At 72.9% G+C, this 19,758-nt stretch carries 18 protein-coding genes; 11 read left to right on the top strand and 7 right to left on the bottom strand.

Translation table 11 applies throughout. The features are described 5' to 3' along the window. Positions 1-121: 121 nt before the first annotated feature. From rapZ to FHX75_RS28960, 8 genes are all read left to right on the top strand, one after another. Positions 122-1,042, top strand: coding sequence for an RNase adapter RapZ (rapZ, locus tag FHX75_RS28995; protein WP_425463544.1), 921 nt, complete (start codon positions 122-124; stop codon positions 1,040-1,042). Beyond that, entirely contained in the window at positions 1,039-2,001 is a 963-nt protein-coding gene (locus FHX75_RS28990; RefSeq protein ID WP_154943662.1) for a gluconeogenesis factor YvcK family protein, read from the top strand. The genes rapZ and FHX75_RS28990 overlap by 4 nt, the downstream gene beginning before the upstream one ends. Before the next feature lie 54 nt (positions 2,002-2,055). Next, positions 2,056-3,036 (top strand): DNA-binding protein WhiA, encoded by a 981-nt coding sequence (gene whiA, locus FHX75_RS28985; RefSeq protein ID WP_088999356.1) that lies wholly within the window; start codon positions 2,056-2,058, stop codon positions 3,034-3,036. A gap of 264 nt (positions 3,037-3,300) precedes the next feature. Continuing rightward, positions 3,301-4,305 (top strand): type I glyceraldehyde-3-phosphate dehydrogenase, encoded by a 1,005-nt coding sequence (gene gap, locus FHX75_RS28980; RefSeq protein ID WP_154943660.1) that lies wholly within the window; start codon positions 3,301-3,303, stop codon positions 4,303-4,305. Then, positions 4,302-5,501 carry a phosphoglycerate kinase gene (locus tag FHX75_RS28975; RefSeq protein ID WP_154943658.1) on the top strand — a complete coding sequence of 400 codons (1,200 nt, stop codon included), beginning with the start codon at positions 4,302-4,304 and terminating at the stop codon, positions 5,499-5,501. The genes gap and FHX75_RS28975 overlap by 4 nt, the downstream gene beginning before the upstream one ends. After that, positions 5,501-6,292 carry a triose-phosphate isomerase gene (gene tpiA, locus FHX75_RS28970; protein WP_154943656.1) on the top strand — a complete coding sequence of 264 codons (792 nt, stop codon included), beginning with the start codon at positions 5,501-5,503 and terminating at the stop codon, positions 6,290-6,292. The genes FHX75_RS28975 and tpiA overlap by 1 nt, the downstream gene beginning before the upstream one ends. Positions 6,293-6,387: 95 nt before the next feature. Then, positions 6,388-6,648, top strand: coding sequence for a preprotein translocase subunit SecG (secG, locus tag FHX75_RS28965; protein WP_154943654.1), 261 nt, complete (start codon positions 6,388-6,390; stop codon positions 6,646-6,648). Positions 6,649-6,778: 130 nt separating this feature from the next. Next, on the top strand, positions 6,779-7,123 hold the full coding sequence (locus FHX75_RS28960; protein WP_154943652.1) for an RNA polymerase-binding protein RbpA: 345 nt from the start codon (positions 6,779-6,781) through the stop codon (positions 7,121-7,123). 52 nt (positions 7,124-7,175) lie between these two features. On the opposite strand, the gene pgl is transcribed toward FHX75_RS28960, so the two are convergent. The 6 genes from pgl to tkt form a co-directional block, all read right to left on the bottom strand. After that, positions 7,176-7,946: a 6-phosphogluconolactonase gene (pgl, locus tag FHX75_RS28955; protein WP_154943650.1), complete on the bottom strand. Its 771-nt coding sequence runs from the start codon at positions 7,944-7,946 to the stop codon at positions 7,176-7,178. 123 nt (positions 7,947-8,069) lie between these two features. Beyond that, complete coding sequence (locus FHX75_RS28950) at positions 8,070-9,086, bottom strand: glucose-6-phosphate dehydrogenase assembly protein OpcA (protein ID WP_154943648.1); 1,017 nt, start codon at positions 9,084-9,086, stop codon at positions 8,070-8,072. 61 nt (positions 9,087-9,147) lie between these two features. After that, positions 9,148-10,689 carry a glucose-6-phosphate dehydrogenase gene (gene zwf, locus FHX75_RS28945; RefSeq protein ID WP_154943646.1) on the bottom strand — a complete coding sequence of 514 codons (1,542 nt, stop codon included), beginning with the start codon at positions 10,687-10,689 and terminating at the stop codon, positions 9,148-9,150. A 10-nt stretch (positions 10,690-10,699) separates the two neighbouring features. Then, on the bottom strand, positions 10,700-12,349 hold the full coding sequence (locus tag FHX75_RS28940) for a glucose-6-phosphate isomerase (RefSeq protein WP_154943644.1): 1,650 nt from the start codon (positions 12,347-12,349) through the stop codon (positions 10,700-10,702). Between the two features lie 72 nt (positions 12,350-12,421). After that, entirely contained in the window at positions 12,422-13,600 is a 1,179-nt protein-coding gene (tal, locus tag FHX75_RS28935) for a transaldolase (RefSeq protein WP_154943642.1), read from the bottom strand. A gap of 16 nt (positions 13,601-13,616) precedes the next feature. After that, entirely contained in the window at positions 13,617-15,755 is a 2,139-nt protein-coding gene (tkt, locus tag FHX75_RS28930; protein WP_154943640.1) for a transketolase, read from the bottom strand. A 265-nt stretch (positions 15,756-16,020) separates the two neighbouring features. Between tkt and FHX75_RS28925 the strand changes: the two genes are divergently transcribed. The 3 genes from FHX75_RS28925 to FHX75_RS28915 all read left to right on the top strand — a co-directional run bounded on the left by FHX75_RS28925 (position 16,021) and on the right by FHX75_RS28915 (position 18,508). Further along, the gene (locus FHX75_RS28925) at positions 16,021-16,974 is read left to right on the top strand and encodes a heme o synthase (protein ID WP_154943638.1); all 954 of its coding nucleotides are present in this window, start codon (positions 16,021-16,023) and stop codon (positions 16,972-16,974) included. A 271-nt stretch (positions 16,975-17,245) separates the two neighbouring features. Then, positions 17,246-17,578, top strand: coding sequence for a hypothetical protein (locus FHX75_RS28920; protein ID WP_088975121.1), 333 nt, complete (start codon positions 17,246-17,248; stop codon positions 17,576-17,578). A 6-nt stretch (positions 17,579-17,584) separates the two neighbouring features. Next, positions 17,585-18,508, top strand: coding sequence for an ATP-grasp domain-containing protein (locus tag FHX75_RS28915; RefSeq protein ID WP_154943636.1), 924 nt, complete (start codon positions 17,585-17,587; stop codon positions 18,506-18,508). Between the two features lie 269 nt (positions 18,509-18,777). Here the strand turns inward: FHX75_RS28915 and FHX75_RS28910 are convergent, their stop codons facing one another. Continuing rightward, a complete protein-coding gene (locus FHX75_RS28910; protein WP_211364635.1) occupies positions 18,778-19,737 on the bottom strand; it encodes a COX15/CtaA family protein in 960 nt (319 codons plus the stop codon). Positions 19,738-19,758 lie beyond the last annotated feature (21 nt).

The following is a 19,758-nucleotide window of genomic DNA, read 5'->3' as shown; positions in this document are numbered from 1 at the left end:
TGCCGACACCGGCACCGGTCGGACGGGCGGGAACCGATCGACGCCGCCCGGCGGGATAGAGTCGCTGATCGACCATGCGTGTCCGGGACGAACCGGACGCGGCACGGCTGGGGGGTAGTGGGTGAGCGAGGTGCGGACGACCGACGGGTACGCCCCGGACGGCGGCGCGGCGACGGCGGAGGCGGACACCACGCTGGTGGTGGTCACCGGGCTGTCCGGTGGCGGCCGGAGCACGGTCGCCCGGGCGCTGGAGAACGTCGGCTACTACGTGGTGGACAACCTGCCCCAGGCGCTGATGCTGGACATGGCCGAGCTGGCGGTCAAGGCCGGCGGCGCGGCCCGGCGTACCGCGATGGTGCTCGACGTGCGCTCGCGCGCCTTCTCCACCGATCTCGCCGGGGCGATCCGCGAGCTGCGGGACCGGGGCTTCTCGCCCCGGGTGGTCTTCGTCGACGCCGACGACGAGGTGCTGATCCGCCGGTTCGAGAGCGTCCGGCGCTCGCACCCGTTGCAGGGCGAGGGGCGGCTGGCCGACGGCATCGCCGTGGAGCGCGGCCTGCTGGAGGAGGCCCGCGACCAGGCCGACGTGATCATCGACACTAGCCACCTCAACGTCAACCAGCTGCGGCGGCGCATCGAGGAGCTCTTCGGCGGCGAGGACGCCCGCCGGCTGCGGGTCACCGTGATCTCCTTCGGCTTCAAGTACGGCCTGCCGCCCGACGCCGACTTCGTGCTCGACGCCCGGTTCCTGCCGAACCCGTACTGGGTGCCGGAGCTGCGCGAGCACACCGGGCGGGAGGAGGCGGTCAGCGCGTACGTGCTGGGCCAGGAGGGCGCGGACGCGTTCGTCGCCGCGTACGCCGACCTGGTCAACGCCACCACCGCCGGCTTCGAGCGGGAGGGCAAGCGCTACCTGACCGTGGCCGTCGGTTGCACCGGTGGCAAGCACCGCAGCGTGGCCATCGCGGAGGAGTTGTCCGGCCGGCTGCGCCAGTCGGGTCTGGCCGCCAACGCTCAGCACCGGGACCTGGGGCGGGAATGACGGCGGCGAAGGTGGTCGCCTTCGGCGGGGGGCACGGGCTCTCCGCCTCGCTGCGCGCGCTGCGCCACTGCGCCGGCGACCTCGACCTGGACATCACCGCCGTGGTCACCGTCGGCGACGACGGCGGCTCCAGCGGCCGGCTGCGCGCCGAGCGCGGCGGGTTGCCCCCGGGCGACCTGCGGCAGGCCCTGGTCGCGCTGGCCGGCGACCACCCCGCCACCCGGCGCAGCGCCGGGCTCTTCCAGCACCGCTTCGCCGGCGACTCCGGCGACGGCCTGGCCGGGCACGCGGTGGGCAACCTGGTGCTCTGCGGCCTGATGGAGCAGCTCGGCGACCCGGTGGCCGCGCTGGAGCACGCCGGGGCGATGCTCGGCGCGGTGGGCCGGGTGCTGCCGATGTCCCGCCAGCCGGTGGGGATCGAGGCGCGGGTGCGCGGCGCCGACCCGGCCCGCCCCGACGAGGTACGCACGGTGCGCGGCCAGCACCAGGTGGCGGTGACCACCGGCCGGGTGGAGTCGCTGCGGCTCACCCCGACCGCGCCGGACGCGTGCGCCGAGGCGGTCGCCGCGGTGGGCGAGGCCGACTGGCTGATCTTCGGGCCGGGCAGCTGGTACACCAGCGTGCTGCCGCACCTGCTGGTGCCGGGGCTGGCCGCCGCGATCGTCGCGAGCCGGGCCCGACGGCTGGTCACTCTCAACTTGGCGGCCGAGAAAGAGACCCTCGGCCTCTCCGTCGCCGACCACCTGGCCGCCCTGCACTCGTACCTTCCGCAGCTCACCGTGGACTTCGTGCTGGCCGATTCGAAGGCGGTGGGTGATCCCGAACCGGCCGGACGTGCGGCAGAATCGCTGGGTGCCCGGCTGGTCCTCGCCCCTGTCGCCGTCACCGACGGCTCTCCCCGTCATGATCCGGCCGCCCTGGGCGCCGCGTTGGTGCCTGTCCTGGGCGCCGATCGTTAAGCACGTACGTAATCACCGGCGACACGCCGGTACCGGTCCGTGGAGGGGCGCAGAATGGCGATGACGGCTGCGGTCAAGGACGAGCTGAGTCGGGTCGACGTGCCCAAGCCCTGCTGCCGGCGGGCGGAGATGGCCGCACTGCTGCGCTTCGCCGGCGGGCTGCACATCGTCTCCGGTCGCGTGGTGGTGGAGGCCGAACTGGACACCGGGGCGGTGGCCCGGCGGCTGCGCCGGGAGATCGCCGAGGTGTACGGCTATCCGAGCGAGATCCACGTGCTCGCCTCCGGCGGGTTGCGCAAGGGCAGCCACTTCATCGTCCGGGTGGTCAAGGACGGCGAGGCGCTGGCCCGGCAGACCGGCCTGCTCGACGTGCGCGGCCGCCCGGTGCGCGGCCTGCCGCCGCACGTGGTGGCGGCCAACGTCTGCTGCGCGGTCTCCGCCTGGCGGGGCGCGTTCATGGCGCACGGCTCGCTGACCGAGCCCGGTCGCTCCAGCGCGCTGGAGATCACCTGCCCGGGGCCGGAGTCGGCGCTGGCCCTGGTCGGCGCGGCCCGCCGGATCGGCATCACCGCCAAGAACCGCGAGGTGCGCGGGGTGGACCGGGTGGTGGTCAAGGACGGTGACGCGATCGCCGCGCTGCTCACCCGGATCGGGGCGCACTCCAGCGTGCTGGCCTGGGAGGAGCGCCGGGTGCGCCGCGAGGTCCGGGCCACCGCCAACCGGCTGGCCAACTTCGACGACGCCAACCTGCGCCGCTCGGCCCGCGCCGCGGTGGCCGCCGCCGCCCGGGTGACCCGGGCGCTGGAGATCCTGGCCGAGGACGCGCCGAACCACCTGACCTCGGCCGGGCGGCTGCGCCTGGAGCACCGGCAGGCCTCGCTGGAGGAGCTGGGCGCGCTGGCCGACCCGCCGCTGACCAAGGACGCCATCGCCGGCCGGATCCGCCGGCTGCTGGCGCTGGCCGACAAGCGGGCCCGCGACCTGGGCATCCCGGATACGGAAGCGGCCGTCACGCCCGACATGCTCGTGGTCTGATAGGACGGTGGGGCTCCACGATGCGAGCGGGATCACCACCCGCCGCAGCGTGACGCCACACGCTCGGATAAGGTCGCTGCGTACGGCAAGGGGGCCGGCACAGGCACTCCTCGCCGTGCTCACCGCCTCGGGCGGTCAGGTCTTCACGGACCGCGGCGGGGTGGCCGAGATGAACCGTCAACGGCCGGCTCCAACGGTCGGCGCACACACCTCCGCCGGCCCGGGTCTGACGCCGGCGGACCAGAACGCGAGGAGATGGGACCTGTGACCATCCGGGTTGGCATCAACGGCTTCGGCCGGATCGGCCGTAACTTCTTCCGGGCAGTGCTGGCGTCCGGCGCTGACATCGAGGTTGTGGCGGTCAACGACCTGACCGACAACGCGACGCTCGCCCACCTTGTCAAGTACGACAGCATCCTGGGCCGCCTCCCGCACGAGGTGAAGGCGACCGCCGACGAGATCACCGTGGGCGGCAAGACCATCAAGGCGTACGCCGAGAAGGACCCGGCGAAGCTGCCGTGGGGCGACGTCGGCGCGGACGTGGTCATCGAGTCCACCGGCTTCTTCACCGACGCCACCAAGGCCAAGGCGCACATCGACGGCGGGGCCAAGAAGGTCATCATCTCCGCGCCGGCGAAGAACGAGGACGTCACGGTGGTGATGGGCGTCAACCAGGACCAGTACGACCCGGCCAAGCACACCATCATCTCCAACGCGTCCTGCACCACCAACTGCCTCGCCCCGATGGCGAAGGTCCTGCACGACACGTTCGGCGTCCAGCACGGTCTGATGACCACCATCCACGCGTACACGCAGGACCAGAACCTGCAGGACGCGCCGCACAAGGACCTGCGCCGGGCCCGGGCCGCCGCGCTGAACATCGTCCCGACCTCGACCGGCGCCGCCAAGGCGATCGGCCTGGTGCTGCCGGAGCTGAAGGGCAAGCTGGACGGCTACGCGCTGCGGGTGCCGATCCCGACCGGCTCCACCACCGACCTGACCGTCAACGTCGGCCGGGAGACCACGGTGGACGAGGTCAACGCCGCGATGAAGGCCGCCGCCGACGGCCCGCTCAAGGGCATCTTGGTCTACAACGAGGACCCGATCGTCTCCTCGGACATCGTCACCGACCCGGCGTCCTGCATCTTCGACGCGCCGCTGACCAAGGTCGTCGGCAACCAGGTCAAGGTCGTCGGCTGGTACGACAACGAGTGGGGCTACTCCAACCGCCTCGTGGACCTGGTCAAGCTGGTGGGTTCCTCGCTGTGAGCATCCGCAACCTCGACGACCTGCTCGCCGAGGGGGTGTCGGGTCGGCGCGTGCTGGTGCGCGCCGACCTGAACGTCCCGCTCGACAAGCAGACCGGTGAGATCACCGACGACGGCCGCATCCGCGCGGTCCTGCCGACCCTGAGCGCGCTGGTCTCCGCCGGCGCCAAGGTGGTCGTCTGCTCGCACCTGGGCCGCCCGAAGGGCGCGCCGGACCCGCAGTTCAGCCTCCGCCCGGTCGCCGGTCGCCTCGGCGAGCTGCTCGACGCGCCGGTGCACTTCGCCGAGGACACCGTCGGCGACTCGGCCCGCTCCACCGTGGACGCGCTGGCCGACGGCCAGGTCGCCCTGCTGGAGAACCTCCGGTTCAACAAGGGGGAGACCAGCAAGGACGACGCCGAGCGGGGCGCGTTCGCCGATCAGCTCGCCGCGTTCGGCGACGCGTACGTCGACGACGCGTTCGGCGCGGTGCACCGCAAGCACGCCAGCGTGTACGACGTGCCCGCCCGGCTGCCGCACGCCGCCGGCCGGCTGGTGCTGCGCGAGGTGGAGGTGCTCTCCAAGCTGACCGGTCAGCCGGAGCGCCCGTACGTGGTGGTGCTCGGCGGCTCCAAGGTCTCCGACAAGCTGGCGGTCATCGAGGCGCTGCTGCCGACGGTGGACCGGCTGCTCATCGGCGGCGGGATGTGCTTCACCTTCCTCAAGGCCCAGGGCCACGAGGTGGGCACCTCGCTGCTGGAGAAGGAGATGGTCGAGACCTGCCGCAACCTCCTGGAGCGGTCCGGCGGCAAGATCATGCTCCCGGTCGACGTGGTGGCCGCGGACGCCTTCGCCCCGGACGCCGCGCACGACACGGTGCGCGCCGACGGCATCCCGAGCCACCGGCTCGGGCTGGACATCGGCCCGGAGACGGTGGCCGGCTTCGCCGCCGCGCTGTCCCAGGCGAAGACCATCTTCTGGAACGGTCCAATGGGCGTGTTCGAGATGGCGCCGTTCGCCGCCGGCACCCGCGGGGTGGCCGAGGCGATCACGAAGGCCGACGCGTTCAGCGTGGTCGGTGGCGGTGACTCCGCGGCGGCGGTCCGGGCCCTGGGGCTGGACGAGTCGTCCTTCGGGCACATCTCCACCGGCGGTGGCGCCTCCCTGGAATACCTGGAGGGCAAGACCCTCCCCGGCATCGCGGCCCTGGAGAAGTGATGGCGAGCGTCACCCGCCGGCCGCTGATGGCCGGCAACTGGAAGATGAACCTGAACCACCTCGAGGCCAACCTGCTGGTGCAGAAGCTGGCCGCGAGCCTCACCGAGAAGCAGCTCACCGAGGTCGAGACGGTGGTCCTGCCGCCCTTCACCGACCTGCGCACCGTGCAGACCGCGGTGGACGGCGACAAGCTGCTGATCGGCTACGGCGCGCAGGACCTGTCGCCGTACCAGTCGGGCGCCTACACCGGGGACGTCGCCGGGCCGATGCTGGCCAAGCTGGGCTGCACGTACGTGGTGGTGGGGCACTCCGAGCGGCGTGCCTACCACTACGAGGACGACGCGATCGTCAACGCCAAGGTGGCGGCGGCGCTGGCCAACGGGCTCACCCCGATCCTCTGCATCGGTGAGGGCCTGGAGATCCGGGAGCAGCTGCGGCACGTGCCGCACTGCTGCGACCAGCTCGACGGCGCCCTGCGCGGGCTCACCGCCGAGCAGGTGGCCAAGGTCGTCGTGGCGTACGAGCCGGTCTGGGCGATCGGCACCGGCAAGACGGCGACGCCGGAGGACGCCCAGGAGGTCTGCGGCGAGGTGCGCAAGCGGCTGGTCGAGACCTTCGACCAGGGCACGGCGGACCAGGTCCGGATCCTCTACGGCGGGTCGGTCAAGTCCTCGAACGTGGCCGCGATCATGGCCCAGCCGGACGTGGACGGGGCCCTGGTGGGCGGTGCCAGCCTGGACGCCGAGGAGTTCGCGAAGATCTGCCGGTTCCCGGAGCACACCGCCCGCTGATCGCTCGCTATCCTTGAGGCCGCCCGTCCACCGGTCGGTGCCACCGTGCCCGATCTGTCCGGGCGAGGATCGTAACGAGAGGACTGACCCCAGCCATGCCGATCTGGTTCGCATACACGTTGATCGTGTTGCTGGTCATCACGAGCGTTCTGCTCACCATGCTGATCCTGCTGCACCGGGGTAAGGGCGGCGGGCTGTCGAGCATGTTCGGCGGCGGCGTCAGCTCCAGCCTGGCCGGCTCGTCGGTGGCCGAGAAGAACCTCGACCGCTACACCGTCCTGGTGAGCATCATCTGGTTCGCCTGCATCGTCGGGCTCGGCCTCTGGCTCCGGCTCCAGCTCAACACCGGGGCCTGAGCCCGTCGGAGTCTCGGCGTACAATCTGCGCGCGGTCCGTTACGGACCGCGCGCAGTTCGTTGTGCAGCGCGTCGCCGCCGCCCACCCCCTGCCGAGCGGCGGTCCCTCCGACGACAGGAGCGAGCAGCCGTGCCCAGTGGCAACGTCATCCGTGGCTCACGGATCGGGTCCGCCCCCGAACGCCCCGCCGAGCGCTACGAGCCCGCACCCCGCCGGGCGGTGACCTACTGGTGCCGCAACGGGCACGCCACCGAGATCAGGATGGCGGTGGACGCCGAGGCGCCCCCGCTGTGGGACTGCCCCCGCTGCGGGCTGCCCGCCGGCCGGGACGCGGAGAACCCGCCCGGGCGGAGTCGTCCCGAGCCCTACAAGACCCACCTGGCGTACGTGAAGGAGCGGCGCAGCGAGGAGGAGGGGGCGGCCATCCTGGCCGAGGCCCTCGCCGCGCTGCGCCGCCGTCGCGGCCGGGAATGACACGCCGGAGCCCCGACCCCCACCGGGGGCCGGGGCTCATCGTCGTGATGGCTCAGCGCAGGCTGCGCGACCGGGGTGGCACGTCGGCCGCCGCCGACCGGTCCAGCAGCCAGAGGGTGCGCGACACGCCCCGCGCGCCGGCCGCCGGCAGTTGCACCGGGCCCGCCCCGGCCAGCGCCATGCCGACCGCCCGGGCCTTGTCGGCGCCGCTGGCCACCAGCCAGACCTCCTCGGCGGTGTTGATCGCCGGCAGGGTGAGCGTGGTCCGCAGCGGCGGCGGCTTCGGGCTGCCCCGCACCGCGCTCACCGGCCGGTTGTCGTAGTGCACCGGGTGCTCGGGGAAGACCGACGCCACGTGCCCGTCTTCGCCGACGCCGAGCATCAGCACGTCGAAGTGGGGGAGCGCGGCGTGGCCGGGCCGCGCGGCCCGGGCCAGCTCCTCGGCGTACGCGGCGGCACCGGCCTCCGGGTCGGCGCCCAGCGGGCCGTCGGAGGCCGGCATGGGGTGCACCCGGGCCGGGTCCAGCGGCACGGAGTCCAGCAGCGCCGCCCGCGCCTGCGTCTCGTTGCGCTCCGGGTCGCCGGCGGGCAGGAACCGCTCGTCGCCCCACCAGACGTCCACCCGCGACCAGTCGACCGCGTCCCGGGCCGGCAGCTCGGCCACCGCCCGGTACACCGCGGCGGCGATCCGCCCCCCGGTCAGCACCACCGACGCCTGACCCCGGTCCGCCTGCGCGTCGAGCAGCTTCACCACCAGCCGGGCCGCCACCGCCTGCGCCAGCAGGTCGGCATCGGCGTGTACGGCGACACTCGCCTCACTCATGTTGTGCCTTCGTCTCCCGACCGCGCTCGCGCGGTCCGTGTTCGTCGTGCCCGGGGGCCGGTCGGCCCGTCCGTCGCGCCCTCCCACGCCCCCGGGGACCGTGTCGGCCCCCCGGGGCAGCGGTCAGGGGGTCGCGCTGGTGCCGGCGTGGGCGGTGACCCCGGCCTCGGCCCGCTGCGCGGTCGCCGGGTCCTTCCAGACGTGCACCCGCCCGGCGGGCCGCTGGTCCAGGCCGGAGATGCCGGCCGCCGCGCCCAGCGCCTCGGCGTACACCTGGTCGGCGTCGAGCCGGCGCAGCTCCTCGGCCAGTTCGTCGCCGAGCGGGCGGCGCACCAGCGGCAGGGTCCGGTCCTCCTGACCGGTCCGGCGGAACACCGCCATGTTGTCGTCGCGGGTCAGCGTCAGCTCGTCGCCGTTGGCGCAGCGCAGCTGCACCTCGCGCATGCGCGGGTACTCGTCGGTGTGCTCCCACACCGGGTCGATGCCGAGCCGGGCGGTCAGCCAGCCGCGCATCAGCGCCGCGGTCGGGTCGGTGCGCGGCGCCACCACGGTCGCCGCGGTGACCCGGGCCTCGGTGGTGTCGAACGCCCCGGCGACCAGGGTGCGCCACGGGGTGATCCGGGTCCACGCCAGGTCGGTGTCGCCGGGGGCGTAGTCCCGGGCCCGCTGGCGCAGCGCGTCGATCGGGTCGGCCGCCTGCGCGGTGTCGGTGATCCGCCGGTCGGCGACCACGCCGAGGAAGTCGGTGGCGATCTCCGTCGGCGGCTCGCCGTGCCACCAGGTCACCACCGGTACGTCCGGCACCAGCAGCGGCATCACCACGGACTCGGCGTGCAGGGCCAGCCGGCCGTACATCCGGGTCACCACCGCCTCGCACGGGCCGAGCCGCCCGCCGACGACGATCTCCGCGTCCAGCCGGTTGCGCTCCCGTTCCACGTCGGTGCGCACGACCACCAGCAGCCGGCACGGGTGGGCCGCCGCGGCGATGGTCGCCGCCGCCTCCGCCTCGCGGACCCGCTTCTCGTCCACCACCACGATGAGGGTCAGCGCCATGCCGCTGGCCACCCCGCCCGCGCTGCGCCGCTCGGCGGCGAGCGCCTTGACCACCTCGTTCCCGGTGGTGTCCCACAGGCCGATCACTGGAGCCTCCCGGTCCGCTGGCTGTGCCCGCGCACGCCGCTGTGTCCGATCATCCGCGCGCTCACGCCCGCCGCCAGGCGCGGCCCTCGCGCGCCAGCATTTCGTCGGCCGCCCGGGGCCCCCACTCGCCGGCCCGGTACGGCTCCGGCTTGGTGCCCGCCCAGGCGTGCTCCAGCGGGTCCACCACCTGCCAGCTCTGCTCCACCTCGGCGGCGTCCGGGAAGAGCGTCCGGTCGCCGATCAGCACGTCCAGCACCAGCCGCTCGTACGCCTCGGGGCTGGACTCGGTGAACGCCTCGCCGTACTGGAAGTCCATTGCGATGTCCCGGACCTCCATGGTCGTGCCCGGCACCTTGGAGCCGAACTTCAGCACCACGCCCTCGTCCGGCTGCACCCGGATGACGAGCTGGTTGGGGCCGAGCGACTCCATGTCGGCGGCGTTGAACGGCAGGTGCGGCGCCTTCTTGAACACGACCGCCACCTCGGTGACCCGACGGGGCAGCCGCTTGCCGGCCCGGATGTAGAACGGCACCCCCGCCCAGCGGCGGTTCTGGATGCCCAGCTCCACGGCGACGTACGTCTCGGTGGTCGAGTCCTCCGGGACGCCCTCCTCCTCCAGGTAGCCCAGCGCCCGCTCGCCGCCGACCCAGCCGGGCAGGTACTGCCCGCGCACGGTGCCCTGGGCGATGTCCTTGGGCAGGGTGATCGCCTTGAGCACCTTCAGCTTCTCGGTCCGGATCTCGTCGGCGTCGAAGCTGGTCGGCTCCTCCATCGCCACCAGGGCGAGCAGTTGGAGGAGGTGGTTCTGGAGCACGTCCCGGGCGGTGCCGACGGAGTCGTAGAAGCCGGCCCGGGTGCCGATGCCGACGTCCTCGGCCATGGTGATCTGCACCGAGTCGACGTACTTGGAGTTCCAGAGCGGCTCGAACAGGTTGTTGGCGAACCGCAGGGCGAGGATGTTCTGGACCGTCTCCTTGCCCAGGTAGTGGTCGATCCGGAAGACGTCCTGGCGGGTGAAGACGTCGTCGACCAGGTCGTTGAGCTCCTTGGCCGACGGGAGGTCGTTGCCGAACGGCTTCTCCACCACCACCCGGCGCCAGCCGCCGGACTTGGCGTTGTCGGCCATCCCGGTGCGGGCCAGCTGCTTGAGCACCACCGGGAAGGCCGCCGGCGGGATGGAGAAGTAGAACGCGGCGTTGCCGTGGATGCCGTGGCTGTCCCGCAGCTCGTCGAGGGTGGCGGCGAGGTGGTCGAAGGCGGAGTCGTCGTCGAACGAGCCACCGACGAACTTGATGTTGCCGGCGAGCCGCGACCAGACCTCCTCCCGCCAGGGGGTACGGGCGTGCTTCTTGGCCGCGTCGTGGGCCAGCGACTCGAAGTCGCCGTCGCCCCAGTCCCGCCGGGCGAAGCCCAGCACCACGAACCCGGGCGGCAGCAGCCCACGGTTGGCCAGGTCGTAGACCGCTGGCAGCAACTTCTTGCGCGCCAGGTCACCGGTGACGCCGAAGATCACCAGAGCGCAGGGCTCCGGGATCCGGGGCAGTCGCCGGTCCTGCGCGTCGCGCAGCGGGTTCACGCCGCCTCCTCGCTCCGTCTGGTCCATGTCGCTCATCTCACGCCCGCCATCGTCCGATCGCATCCAGCAGCTGGGCCAGGCCCGCCGACCTGTCGGTCAGGTGCAGGCGTAGCACGGGTCGGCCCCGGTCGGCCAGTGCCTGCCGGTCGCCGGCGGCCTGCGCCGCCTGCAGCTCTCCGAAGGAGTACGGCCGACCCGGTACCGGGAGATCAACGTGCACCGCGCCGGTGAGCTGAAGGTAGCTGCCGACCGGCGGGCCGCCCTTGTGGTACTGCCCGGTGGAGTGCAGGTACCGGGGGCCCCAGCCGAAGGTGACCGGACGCCCGGCGGCCCGCGCCAGCAGCGGCCGCAGCTGCGCCGCCGCCGCGTCGTCCACCCGGTCCAGGTACGCCGTCACGGCGAGGTAGCCCGCGTCGCCCACGCCGTCCACCAGGTGGCGCAGCGCGCCGGTGAGGTCGGCGGGCGTGCCCGGCGGGGCGTACACCTCGATTGCGCCCTCGGTCGACGAGGGCGCCTGCGCCGGCGGCCCGGATTCCAGGATCCGCCGGGTGTTGTCCTTGCTCGCGGCGACGTCCGGCTGGTCGAACGGGTCGACGCCGAGCACCACCGCCGCGACCGCGGTCGCGTACTCCCAGGTCAGGAACTGGGCCCCGAGGGGGCCGTTCACCGCCAGGTCGGGTTCGCAGCCGCCGCCGGGGACGTCCCCCGCGGTCAGCGCGCCACCGTGGCTGACGGTCAGCACGTCCGGTCCGGTCGCCCCCGGCGCCTGCGGGGACTCCACCACCACGGGCAGGACGCCGAGCCCGGCCTTGCCGGTCGACTCGGCGAGCAGCTGCTCGATCCAGTCGCCCAGGCCGTCCAGGCCGGTGCCGTCGGGGACCAGGGCGACCTTGTCCCGGCCGGTGGTGGCCGCCGCGGCGAGCGCCGCCCCGAGCGCCAGGCCCGGATTGTCCCGGTCCCCGCCCAGCGCGGCCGACACCGCCTCGGCGTCGTCCAGCAGCTCGGTGACCTCCACCCCGGCCAGCGCGGCGGGGACCAGGCCGAACGCGGTCAGCGCCGCGTACCGCCCGCCCACCTGCGGGTCGGCCGGCAGCACCACCACGCCCATCTCGTCGGCGGTGGCCTCCAGCGGGGAGCCCGGGTCGGTGACCACCACGAAGTGCCGGGCCGCCTCGGCCTCGGTCATCCCGGCGTCCAGGAACGCCTGCCAGTACGCCCGGCGGTGGCTGTCGGTCTCCACCGTCGTGCCGGACTTGCTGGCCACCACGACCACCGTGCGCTCCAGCCGGTCGGCCAACGCCGCCCGGACCCGGCCCGGGTCGGTGGTGTCGAGCACGGTCAGCGGCCGGCCCAGGGTCCGCGTGATGGTCTCGGCGGCGAGCGAGGAACCGCCCATCCCGGCGAGCACCACGTGGTCCAGGTCCTCCAGCTCCGCCGCCAGCTCGGCGAGCTGGGGGAGCAGCTCCCGGCTGCGGCGGTGGGTGTCCAGCCAGCCGAGGCGGGTCGTCGCCTCCTCCTCGACGGCCGGCCCCCAGAGTCCGGGGTCCCCGGCGGCCAGCCGGGCCGGGACGTCCCGGCCGGCCAGCGCGTCCCGCACGGACGCGGGCGCGGACCTGTCGACCGCGTCCGCGCCGTGCACGGCCAGCCCGGCGGCGACGTCCGCCGGGCCGGCCAGCAGGTCACCCATGTCGCCACCCGCGTCGGGTGGCGGCGTGGAGCGGCGCGGGGCGGGGCCCCGCGACGCGTCCGACGCTTTCCGTCACGCGTTGCCCCCGGCCTGCTCGGCGGCCTGCGCGTTGCCCTTCGCGGCCTTGTTCGGGGCGCCGGTGCCCTGCGCGGCGGCGGTGAGCGACTTGCGCACCCCGTCGAGCAGCTCCAGCCAGCTGGCCTCGAACTTCTCCACGCCCTCCCGCTCCAGGGTGGCGATCACGTCGGACATGTCGACGCCCACCGACTCCAGGTCGGTGAAGACCTTGCGGGCCTCGTCGTACGCCCCGGTGATGGTGTCGCTCCGGGTCTCGCCGTGGTCGGCGTAGGCGTGGATGACCGATTCCGGCATGGTGTTGACCGTGCCGGGGGCGATCAGCTCCTCGACGTAGATGACGTCCCGGTAGTCCGGGTTCTTCGTCGAGGTGGACGCCCACAGCGGCCGCTGCGGGTGGGCGCCCGCGTCGGCCAGGGCCTGCCACCGGTCGGAGGAGAAGACCTCGCCGTAGCGCTCGTACGCCAGCCGGGCGTTGGCGACGGCCGCCTTGCCGCGCAGCGCCTTGGCCTCGTCCGAGCCGATCTTCTCCAGCCGCTTGTCGACCTCGGAGTCGACGCGGGAGACGAAGAACGACGCCACCGAGCCGATCTTGGAGAGGTCGTGCCCGTTCGCCTTCGCCTGCTCCAGGCCGGCGAGGAAGGCCTCCATCACCGCGGAGTACCGGTCCAGGCCGAAGATCAGCGTGACGTTGACGCTGATCCCCTCGGCCAGGGTGGCGGTGATCGCCGGCAGGCCCGCCTCGGTAGCCGGGATCTTGATGAAGAGGTTGGGACGGTCGATCAGCCACCACAACCCCTTGGCCTCGGCGACCGTCTTCTCCGTCTCGTGGGCCAGCCGCGGGTCCACCTCGATGGAGACCCGGCCGTCGACCCCGGCGCTCGCGTCGTACGCCGGCCGCATCACGTCGCAGGCCCACCGCACGTCGTACGTGGTCAGCAGGCGAACCGCCTCTTCGACCTCCAGGCCACGCGTGGCGAGGTCCTTGAGCTGCCAGTTGTACTCGTCCGCGTCGCTCAGCGCCTTGGCGAAGATGGTCGGGTTGGACGTCACCCCGACCAGGTGCTTCTCCCGGCGCAGCTGGTCCAGCCCGCCGGAACTCAGTCGTACCCGCGAAAGATCGTCGAGCCAGATCGCCACCCCAGCGGCGCTCAGCTCACCCAGCCTGTCCGTCATGCCGTCCACGCTCCCCTCAGTTGCCGGTCGTGAAACCGGTGATGTCGCCCACCCGGGCCATCGAGGCGTGTGCCGCCGCCACGATCCGGTCGGGGGTGAACCCGAACTGCTCGAAGAGCACGGTGTGCGGGGCACTCGCGCCGTAGTGCTCCAGGCTGACGCTTTCGCCGAGGTCGCCGACGACGCCGCGCCAGGACATGGCGATGCCCGCCTCCACGCTCACCCGTGCCTTTACCCCGCGCGGCAGCACCGACTCCCGGTAGGCCTCGTCCTGCTCGTAGAACCACTCCTGGCAGGGCATCGAGACGACCCGGGTGGGGGTGCCGTCGGCCTCCAGCCGCTCCCGGGCGGTGAGGCAGAGCTGCACCTCGGAGCCGGTGCCGACGATGATCACCTGCGGCTTGCCGGTGGACGCCTCGGCCAGCACGTAGCCGCCCTTGGTCACGCCCTCGGCGCTGCCCAGCGTCTCCCGGTCCAGCGTCGGCAGCGCCTGCCGGCTCAGCGCCAGCGCGGTCGGCCGGTCGGTGTGCTCCAGCGCCTGCCGCCAGGCCCAGGCGGTCTCGTTGGCGTCCGCCGGGCGGACCACGTCCAGGCCGGGGATGGCACGCAGCGCGGTCAGGTGCTCCACCGGCTGGTGGGTCGGGCCGTCCTCGCCCAGGCCGATCGAGTCGTGCGTCCAGACGTAGACCACCGGCAGCTTCATCAGCGCCGCCAGCCGCACCGAGGGGCGCATGTAGTCGCTGAACACCAGGAAGGTGCCGCCGTACGGGCGGGTCCCGCCGTGCAGGGCGATGCCGTTGAGGATCGCTCCCATGGCGTGCTCACGGATGCCGAAGTGCAGCGTGCGGCCGTACTCGTGGCCCGGGAAGTCCTTGGTGGCGTGGGTGGCCGGGATGAACGACGGCTCGCCCTTCATGGTGGTGTTGTTGCTCTCCGCCAGGTCGGCGGAGCCGCCCCAGAGCTCCGGCAGCACCGGGGCGAGCGCCTCCAGCACCTTGCCGGAGGCGGCCCGGGTGGCCACGCCCTTGGCGTCGGCGGGGAAGGTCGGCAGGGCCTCGGTCCAGCCCTGCGGCAGCACCCGGCCGGCCATCCGCTCCCAGAGCGCCTTGCGCTCGGGGTTGGCCTGCGACCAGGCGTCGAACGCGGTCGTCCACTCCCGCTGGGCGGCCTCGCCGCGGCTCATCACCTGGCGGGCGTGGCCCAGCACCTCCTCGTCGACCTCGAAGCTCTGCGCGGGGTCGAAGCCGAGGACCTGCTTGGTGGCGGCCACCTCGTCGGCGCCGAGCGCCGAGCCGTGGATCTTGCCGGTGTTCTTCTTGTTGGGCGCGGGCCAGCCGATGATGGTGCGCAGCGCGATGAAGGAGGGACGGCCGGTTTCCGCCTTGGCGGCCAGCAGCGCCTGGTGGAGCGCCTCCACGTCCTCGTGGTAGTCGCCCTGGTCGGCATCGCCGGTCCGCCAGTCGACGGTCTGCACGTGCCAGCCGTACGCCTCGTAGCGGGCCGCCACGTCCTCGCTCTTGGCGATCCGGGTGTCGTCCTCGATGGAGATCTCGTTGTCGTCGTAGATCACCGTGAGGTTGCCCAGCTGCTGGTGCCCGGCCAGCGCGCTGGCCTCGTGGCTGATGCCCTCCTCGATGTCGCCGTCGGAGGCGATGCACCAGATGTCGTGGTCGAAGACCGAGCCGCCCGGCTCGCTCTCCGGGTCGAACAGGCCCCGCTCGCGGCGGGCGGCCATCGCCATGCCGACCGCGTTGCCCAGGCCCTGGCCGAGCGGGCCGGTGGTGGTCTCCACGCCGGGGGTGTGCCCGTGCTCCGGGTGGCCGGGGGTGAGCGAGCCCCACTGCCGCAGCGACTGCAGGTCCTCCAGCGCGAGGGGGTAGCCGGAGAGGAAGAGCTGGATGTAGAGGGTCAGGCTGGAGTGCCCGGCGGAGAGGACGAACCGGTCCCGGCCGGGCCAGTTCGGGTCGGCCGGGTTGTGGCGCATCACCCGGTTGAACAGCAGGTACGCCGCGGGCGCCAGGCTCATCGCGGTGCCCGGGTGGCCGTTGCCGGATTTCTCCACGGCGTCCATGGCCAGCACGCGGACGGTGTCGACGGCCCGGCGGTCGAGGTCGGTCCAGTTGAGTGCGGGGTGCTCGGGTCGGTTGGCAGCCACGATCGTTTGTGCTCCTCGGCAGATGGGCGGAACCCTCACTGATGACCCTATCGAGCGGCCCTAAACGTCCGCCCGGGGATCACTCCACCCTGTTGGGTACGGGTCGGACCCGTCTGGTCGTTCAGCCCGTCGGTGTGACGGCCCGCACCGTTGTCGGGTCGCCCGGGCAGCCAAAACGACGACGCGTAGTCTGTGGGTCGGTGTGTGGACCCTTCCCGGTCCCGCCGACCTGATCACCCCTGCCGATGCCGGAAGGTGGCAATCCGTGAGCATGATCACCGAGCGCCCCGTCAGCAACTCTGCCGGGCAGCCGCCGGTGCGCACGGTGGTCGCGGAGCCGGCCCGCCGCGACGTTCGGGCGGTCATCGCCGCGTACGTCGCGCTGACCAAGCCCCGCATCGTCGAGCTGCTGCTGGTCACCACGGTGCCGGCGATGATGCTCGCCGACGGCGGCATGCCGTCGCTCTGGCTGGTGGCCGTGGTGCTGGTCGGCGGCTCGCTCGCGGCCGGCGCGGCGAGCGTGATCAACTGCTACATCGACCGCGACATCGACCAGCTGATGCGGCGTACGAAGCGCCGCCCGCTGCCAGCGCACACCGTGTCGCCGCGCAACGCGCTCGTCTTCGGCCTGGTGCTGGCGGCGGTGTCGGTGGTCCTGATGGCGGCCTGCACCAACCTGCTGGCCGCCGGGCTGACCCTGGCGGCGATCGTCTACTACGACGTCGTCTACACGCTCTGGCTCAAGCGCACCACCCCGACGAACACCTTCTGGGGCGGCGCCTGCGGGGCGGCCCCGGTGCTGATCGGCTGGGCGGCGGTGACCGGCTCGCTGGCGCCGCAGGCCTGGGTGCTCTTCGGCGTGGTCTTCTTCTGGCAGATGCCGCACTTCTACCCCCTGGCGATGAAGTACAAGGACGACTACGCCCGGGCGGGCATCCCGATGCTGCCGGTGGTGGCCTCGGCCCGCCGGGTCAACGCCGAGATCCTGATCTTCGCCTGGATCACCGTGCTGCTCTCGCTGGCGCTCTGGCCGATGGGGATGAGCCCGATCTACGGCGTGCCGACCCTGGTGGTGGGCGGGATCTTCGTTCTCGAGGCGCACCGGCTCTGCCGCCGGGTGACCCGGGGCGAGGCCGTCAAGCCGATGCGGCTGTTCCACTGGTCGACGACCTACCTGACCATCCTCTTCGCCGCTGTCGCCCTCGACGCGCTGGTCTGACCGCCGCCGAGCGGTCGCTGACCGCCCCGGGCGGCCTTGCGGGCCGGTCCGTCGGGTCCGGACGATGAATTTCCAGAGTCGGTTTTCGGTCTGAGTCCCATCGACTCAACTCGGACCCATTGGGGCGATCCGGACCGCCCGATTCGCCTTTATTTATCCGACAAGTACGGGCGATTCACCTGTGGTCTTCCTTAAACCCGTAGGTAATTGGCATCACAAATAGTTCATGCTTCTCGCACGTACGGGGGCATGTCTGCTTAGGCTTCGCGTCATGGCAGATGGTTCCGATACGACGCTGACGGCTGAGCAGACCGCCGAGCAGGCCCCCAACGGGCTGGTCTCGGGCATCAAGTCGTTCGCCGCCGGCCACGGTGGCGCCAAGGCGGTCATCGAGTACGTCGGCAAGCGTGGCGCACGGATCGTCCTCGTCGGCGAGGACGGCGCGTGGGCCGACCAGTTCGCGGACGACACCGTCGTCGCGCGGCAGGCGTGCGCCAAGGCGGGAGTCACCGTCGAGAACGCCTGGGAGCGTGAACTGATGGACCAGATGCGTCCGAGCAACGACCTCTGGCGGTCGATGGCCCGGCGCACGATGGCCCGTTGACATAAATTGACCAACCACCACCAGTCGACCCGGGGGGAACCCCGGGTCGCTCTCGTCACCTGTGACCGGCTCGCCGACCTCGACCCGGACGACCGACTCGTACTCGCCCCGCTCGCCGCGCGCGGCGTCACCGCCGAGGTGGCCGTCTGGGACGACCCGAGGGTCGACTGGGCCGGGTACGACCTGGTCGTGCTCCGCTCACCCTGGGACTACGCGCTGCGCCGCGACGAGTTCGTCGCCTGGGCGCAGACCGTGCCGGCCCTGGTCAACCCCGCCGACGTGGTCCGCTGGAACACCGACAAGCGCTACCTGGGCGAGTTGTCGGCGGCCGGCGTGCCGGTCGTGCCGACCTCGTGGGTGGCGCCGGGGGAGTCCTGGCGACCGCCCGCCGACTCCGGCGAGTACGTCATCAAGCCGGCGGTCAGCGCGGGCAGCCAGGACACCGGCCGCTACGACCTGGCCGACCCGGAGCACCGCGAGCTGGCCGCCGCGCACGTGCGGCGGCTGTCGGACGCCGGCCGGCTGACCATGGTGCAGCCGTACCTCGACGCGGTGGACTCGGACGGTGAGACGGCGCTGCTGTTCCTGGCCGGCCCGCAGGGGCTGGCGTTCAGCCACGCGATCCGCAAGGGCGCGATGCTGGACGGCCCGGATCTCGGCGTGGAAGGGCTCTACAAGCCCGAGGAAATCAGCGCCCGCACCGCCGGTGGCGAGCAGCTGGCCGTCGCGGAGCGGGTCCTGGCCGAGGTGCCGGGCGGGCCCGAGCGCCTGCTCTACGCCCGGGTGGACCTGATCCCCGGCCCGGACGGCGCGCCCGTCCTGGTGGAGCTGGAGCTGACCGAGCCGTCGCTCTTCCTCGGGTACGCCGACGGGGCCGCCGAACGCCTCGCCGACGCCGTCCTCACCCACCTGGCCCGCCGCCGGCCCTGACCGCCCTACCCCCGTCCGACCCTGCAGCGGGTGCGGCCGTCGTCCCTCACCGACGACGGACGCACCCGCTCTTTCTCATCCCGGGGCGCCGCGTCGTTGCGGGGTCGCTGGTCGGGCCCGCAGACGGCCAGCCGGCGTCCTCGCCCTGATCGACCCCGTGTGCGGCGTGTTGGGGTGTCCGGCGCCTGGGATACCCCAACACGCCGCAAACGGCGGCGCCGACGCGCAGCCGGCGGGACCGGGCGGGACAGAGGGGGGGTGCGGGCGGGTCAGGCGGTGGCGGGGACCCGTTCCTCGGCGGGAGCGGGGGCCGGGACGGGGGTCGGGCGGCGTTCGCGGGTCGACCAGAGCACCGACAGGGTGGCCAGCAGCACCAGGCAGGAGCCGAGCATGTGCGCGCCGACCAGCAGCGCCGGCAGGTCGGTGAAGTACTGCACGAAGCCGATAACGCCCTGACCCAGCTCCACCGCGACCAGCACCACGGCGGCCCGGGCCGGGCCGGTCGCGCCGACCGCCCGGAACGCGAAGACGAGCGCCACCGAGAGCCCGAGCAGCAGGAACACCGCGTCGGCGTGCACCTGGGAGATCTGTTCCGGGTCGAGGCCGTTGCGGGCCGCGCCGCCGTCGCCGGCGTGCGGGCCGCTGCCGGTCACCCAGGTGCCCACGACCAGCACCGCGACGCTGACCACCGTGGTGAGCGCCGCCAGGGTGCGCAGCGGGCCGGGCACCACGGCGACCGCCGGGCCGTCCGGGTCCTTGATCCGCCGCCAGAGCGCGTACGCGGCCGCGATGACCGCCATCGAGGCGAGGAAGTGCAGTCCGACCACCCACGGGTTGAGGTTGGTCAGCACGGTGATCCCGCCGATCACCGCCTGCGCGGGGATACCGAGGAACACCGCCACCGCCAGCCCCAGCAGCCCCTTGCGGCGCGGCCGGTGCGCCAGCACCGCCAGCAAGGTGGCCAGCGCGATGAGGCCGACGGCGAAGGTGAGCAGCCGGTTGCCGAACTCGATCACCCCGTGCACGCCCATCTCGGCGGTGGTGTGGTACGACTCGTCCGTGCACCGCGGCCAGGTCGGGCAGCCGAGCCCGGAGGCGGTGAGCCGGACGGCCCCACCGGTCACGACGATGGCCACGTTCGCCACGATCGAGGCGTACGCGAGGCGGCGCAGCAGAGCGGTGGAGACCGGGAACCGGACGGATCGCTTCACGGAGCGAATCCTACGCACCGTAGTGGAGCACGATCGGGT

Source organism: Micromonospora palomenae, from assembly GCF_007829925.1.
In the GTDB taxonomy this organism is placed as follows: Bacteria; Actinomycetota; Actinomycetes; order Mycobacteriales; family Micromonosporaceae; genus Micromonospora; species Micromonospora purpureochromogenes.
This window is presented reverse-complemented; position numbering and strand designations above follow the sequence as displayed.

What these genes read in the sequence shown, in the direction of transcription:
- tpiA (WP_154943656.1), top strand. Translation starts at nt 5,501, where the DNA reads ATGGCGAGCGTCACCCGCCGGCCGCTGATGGCCGGCAACTGGAAGATG.
- FHX75_RS28940 (WP_154943644.1), bottom strand. Translation starts at nt 12,349, where the DNA reads ATGGGTGACCTGCTGGCCGGCCCGGCGGACGTCGCCGCCGGGCTGGCC.
- pgl (WP_154943650.1), bottom strand. Translation starts at nt 7,946, where the DNA reads ATGAGTGAGGCGAGTGTCGCCGTACACGCCGATGCCGACCTGCTGGCG.
- FHX75_RS28920 (WP_088975121.1), top strand. Translation starts at nt 17,246, where the DNA reads ATGGCAGATGGTTCCGATACGACGCTGACGGCTGAGCAGACCGCCGAG.
- zwf (WP_154943646.1), bottom strand. Translation starts at nt 10,689, where the DNA reads ATGGACCAGACGGAGCGAGGAGGCGGCGTGAACCCGCTGCGCGACGCG.
- tal (WP_154943642.1), bottom strand. Translation starts at nt 13,600, where the DNA reads ATGACGGACAGGCTGGGTGAGCTGAGCGCCGCTGGGGTGGCGATCTGG.
- secG (WP_154943654.1), top strand. Translation starts at nt 6,388, where the DNA reads ATGCCGATCTGGTTCGCATACACGTTGATCGTGTTGCTGGTCATCACG.
- whiA (WP_088999356.1), top strand. Translation starts at nt 2,056, where the DNA reads ATGGCGATGACGGCTGCGGTCAAGGACGAGCTGAGTCGGGTCGACGTG.
- FHX75_RS28990 (WP_154943662.1), top strand. Translation starts at nt 1,039, where the DNA reads ATGACGGCGGCGAAGGTGGTCGCCTTCGGCGGGGGGCACGGGCTCTCC.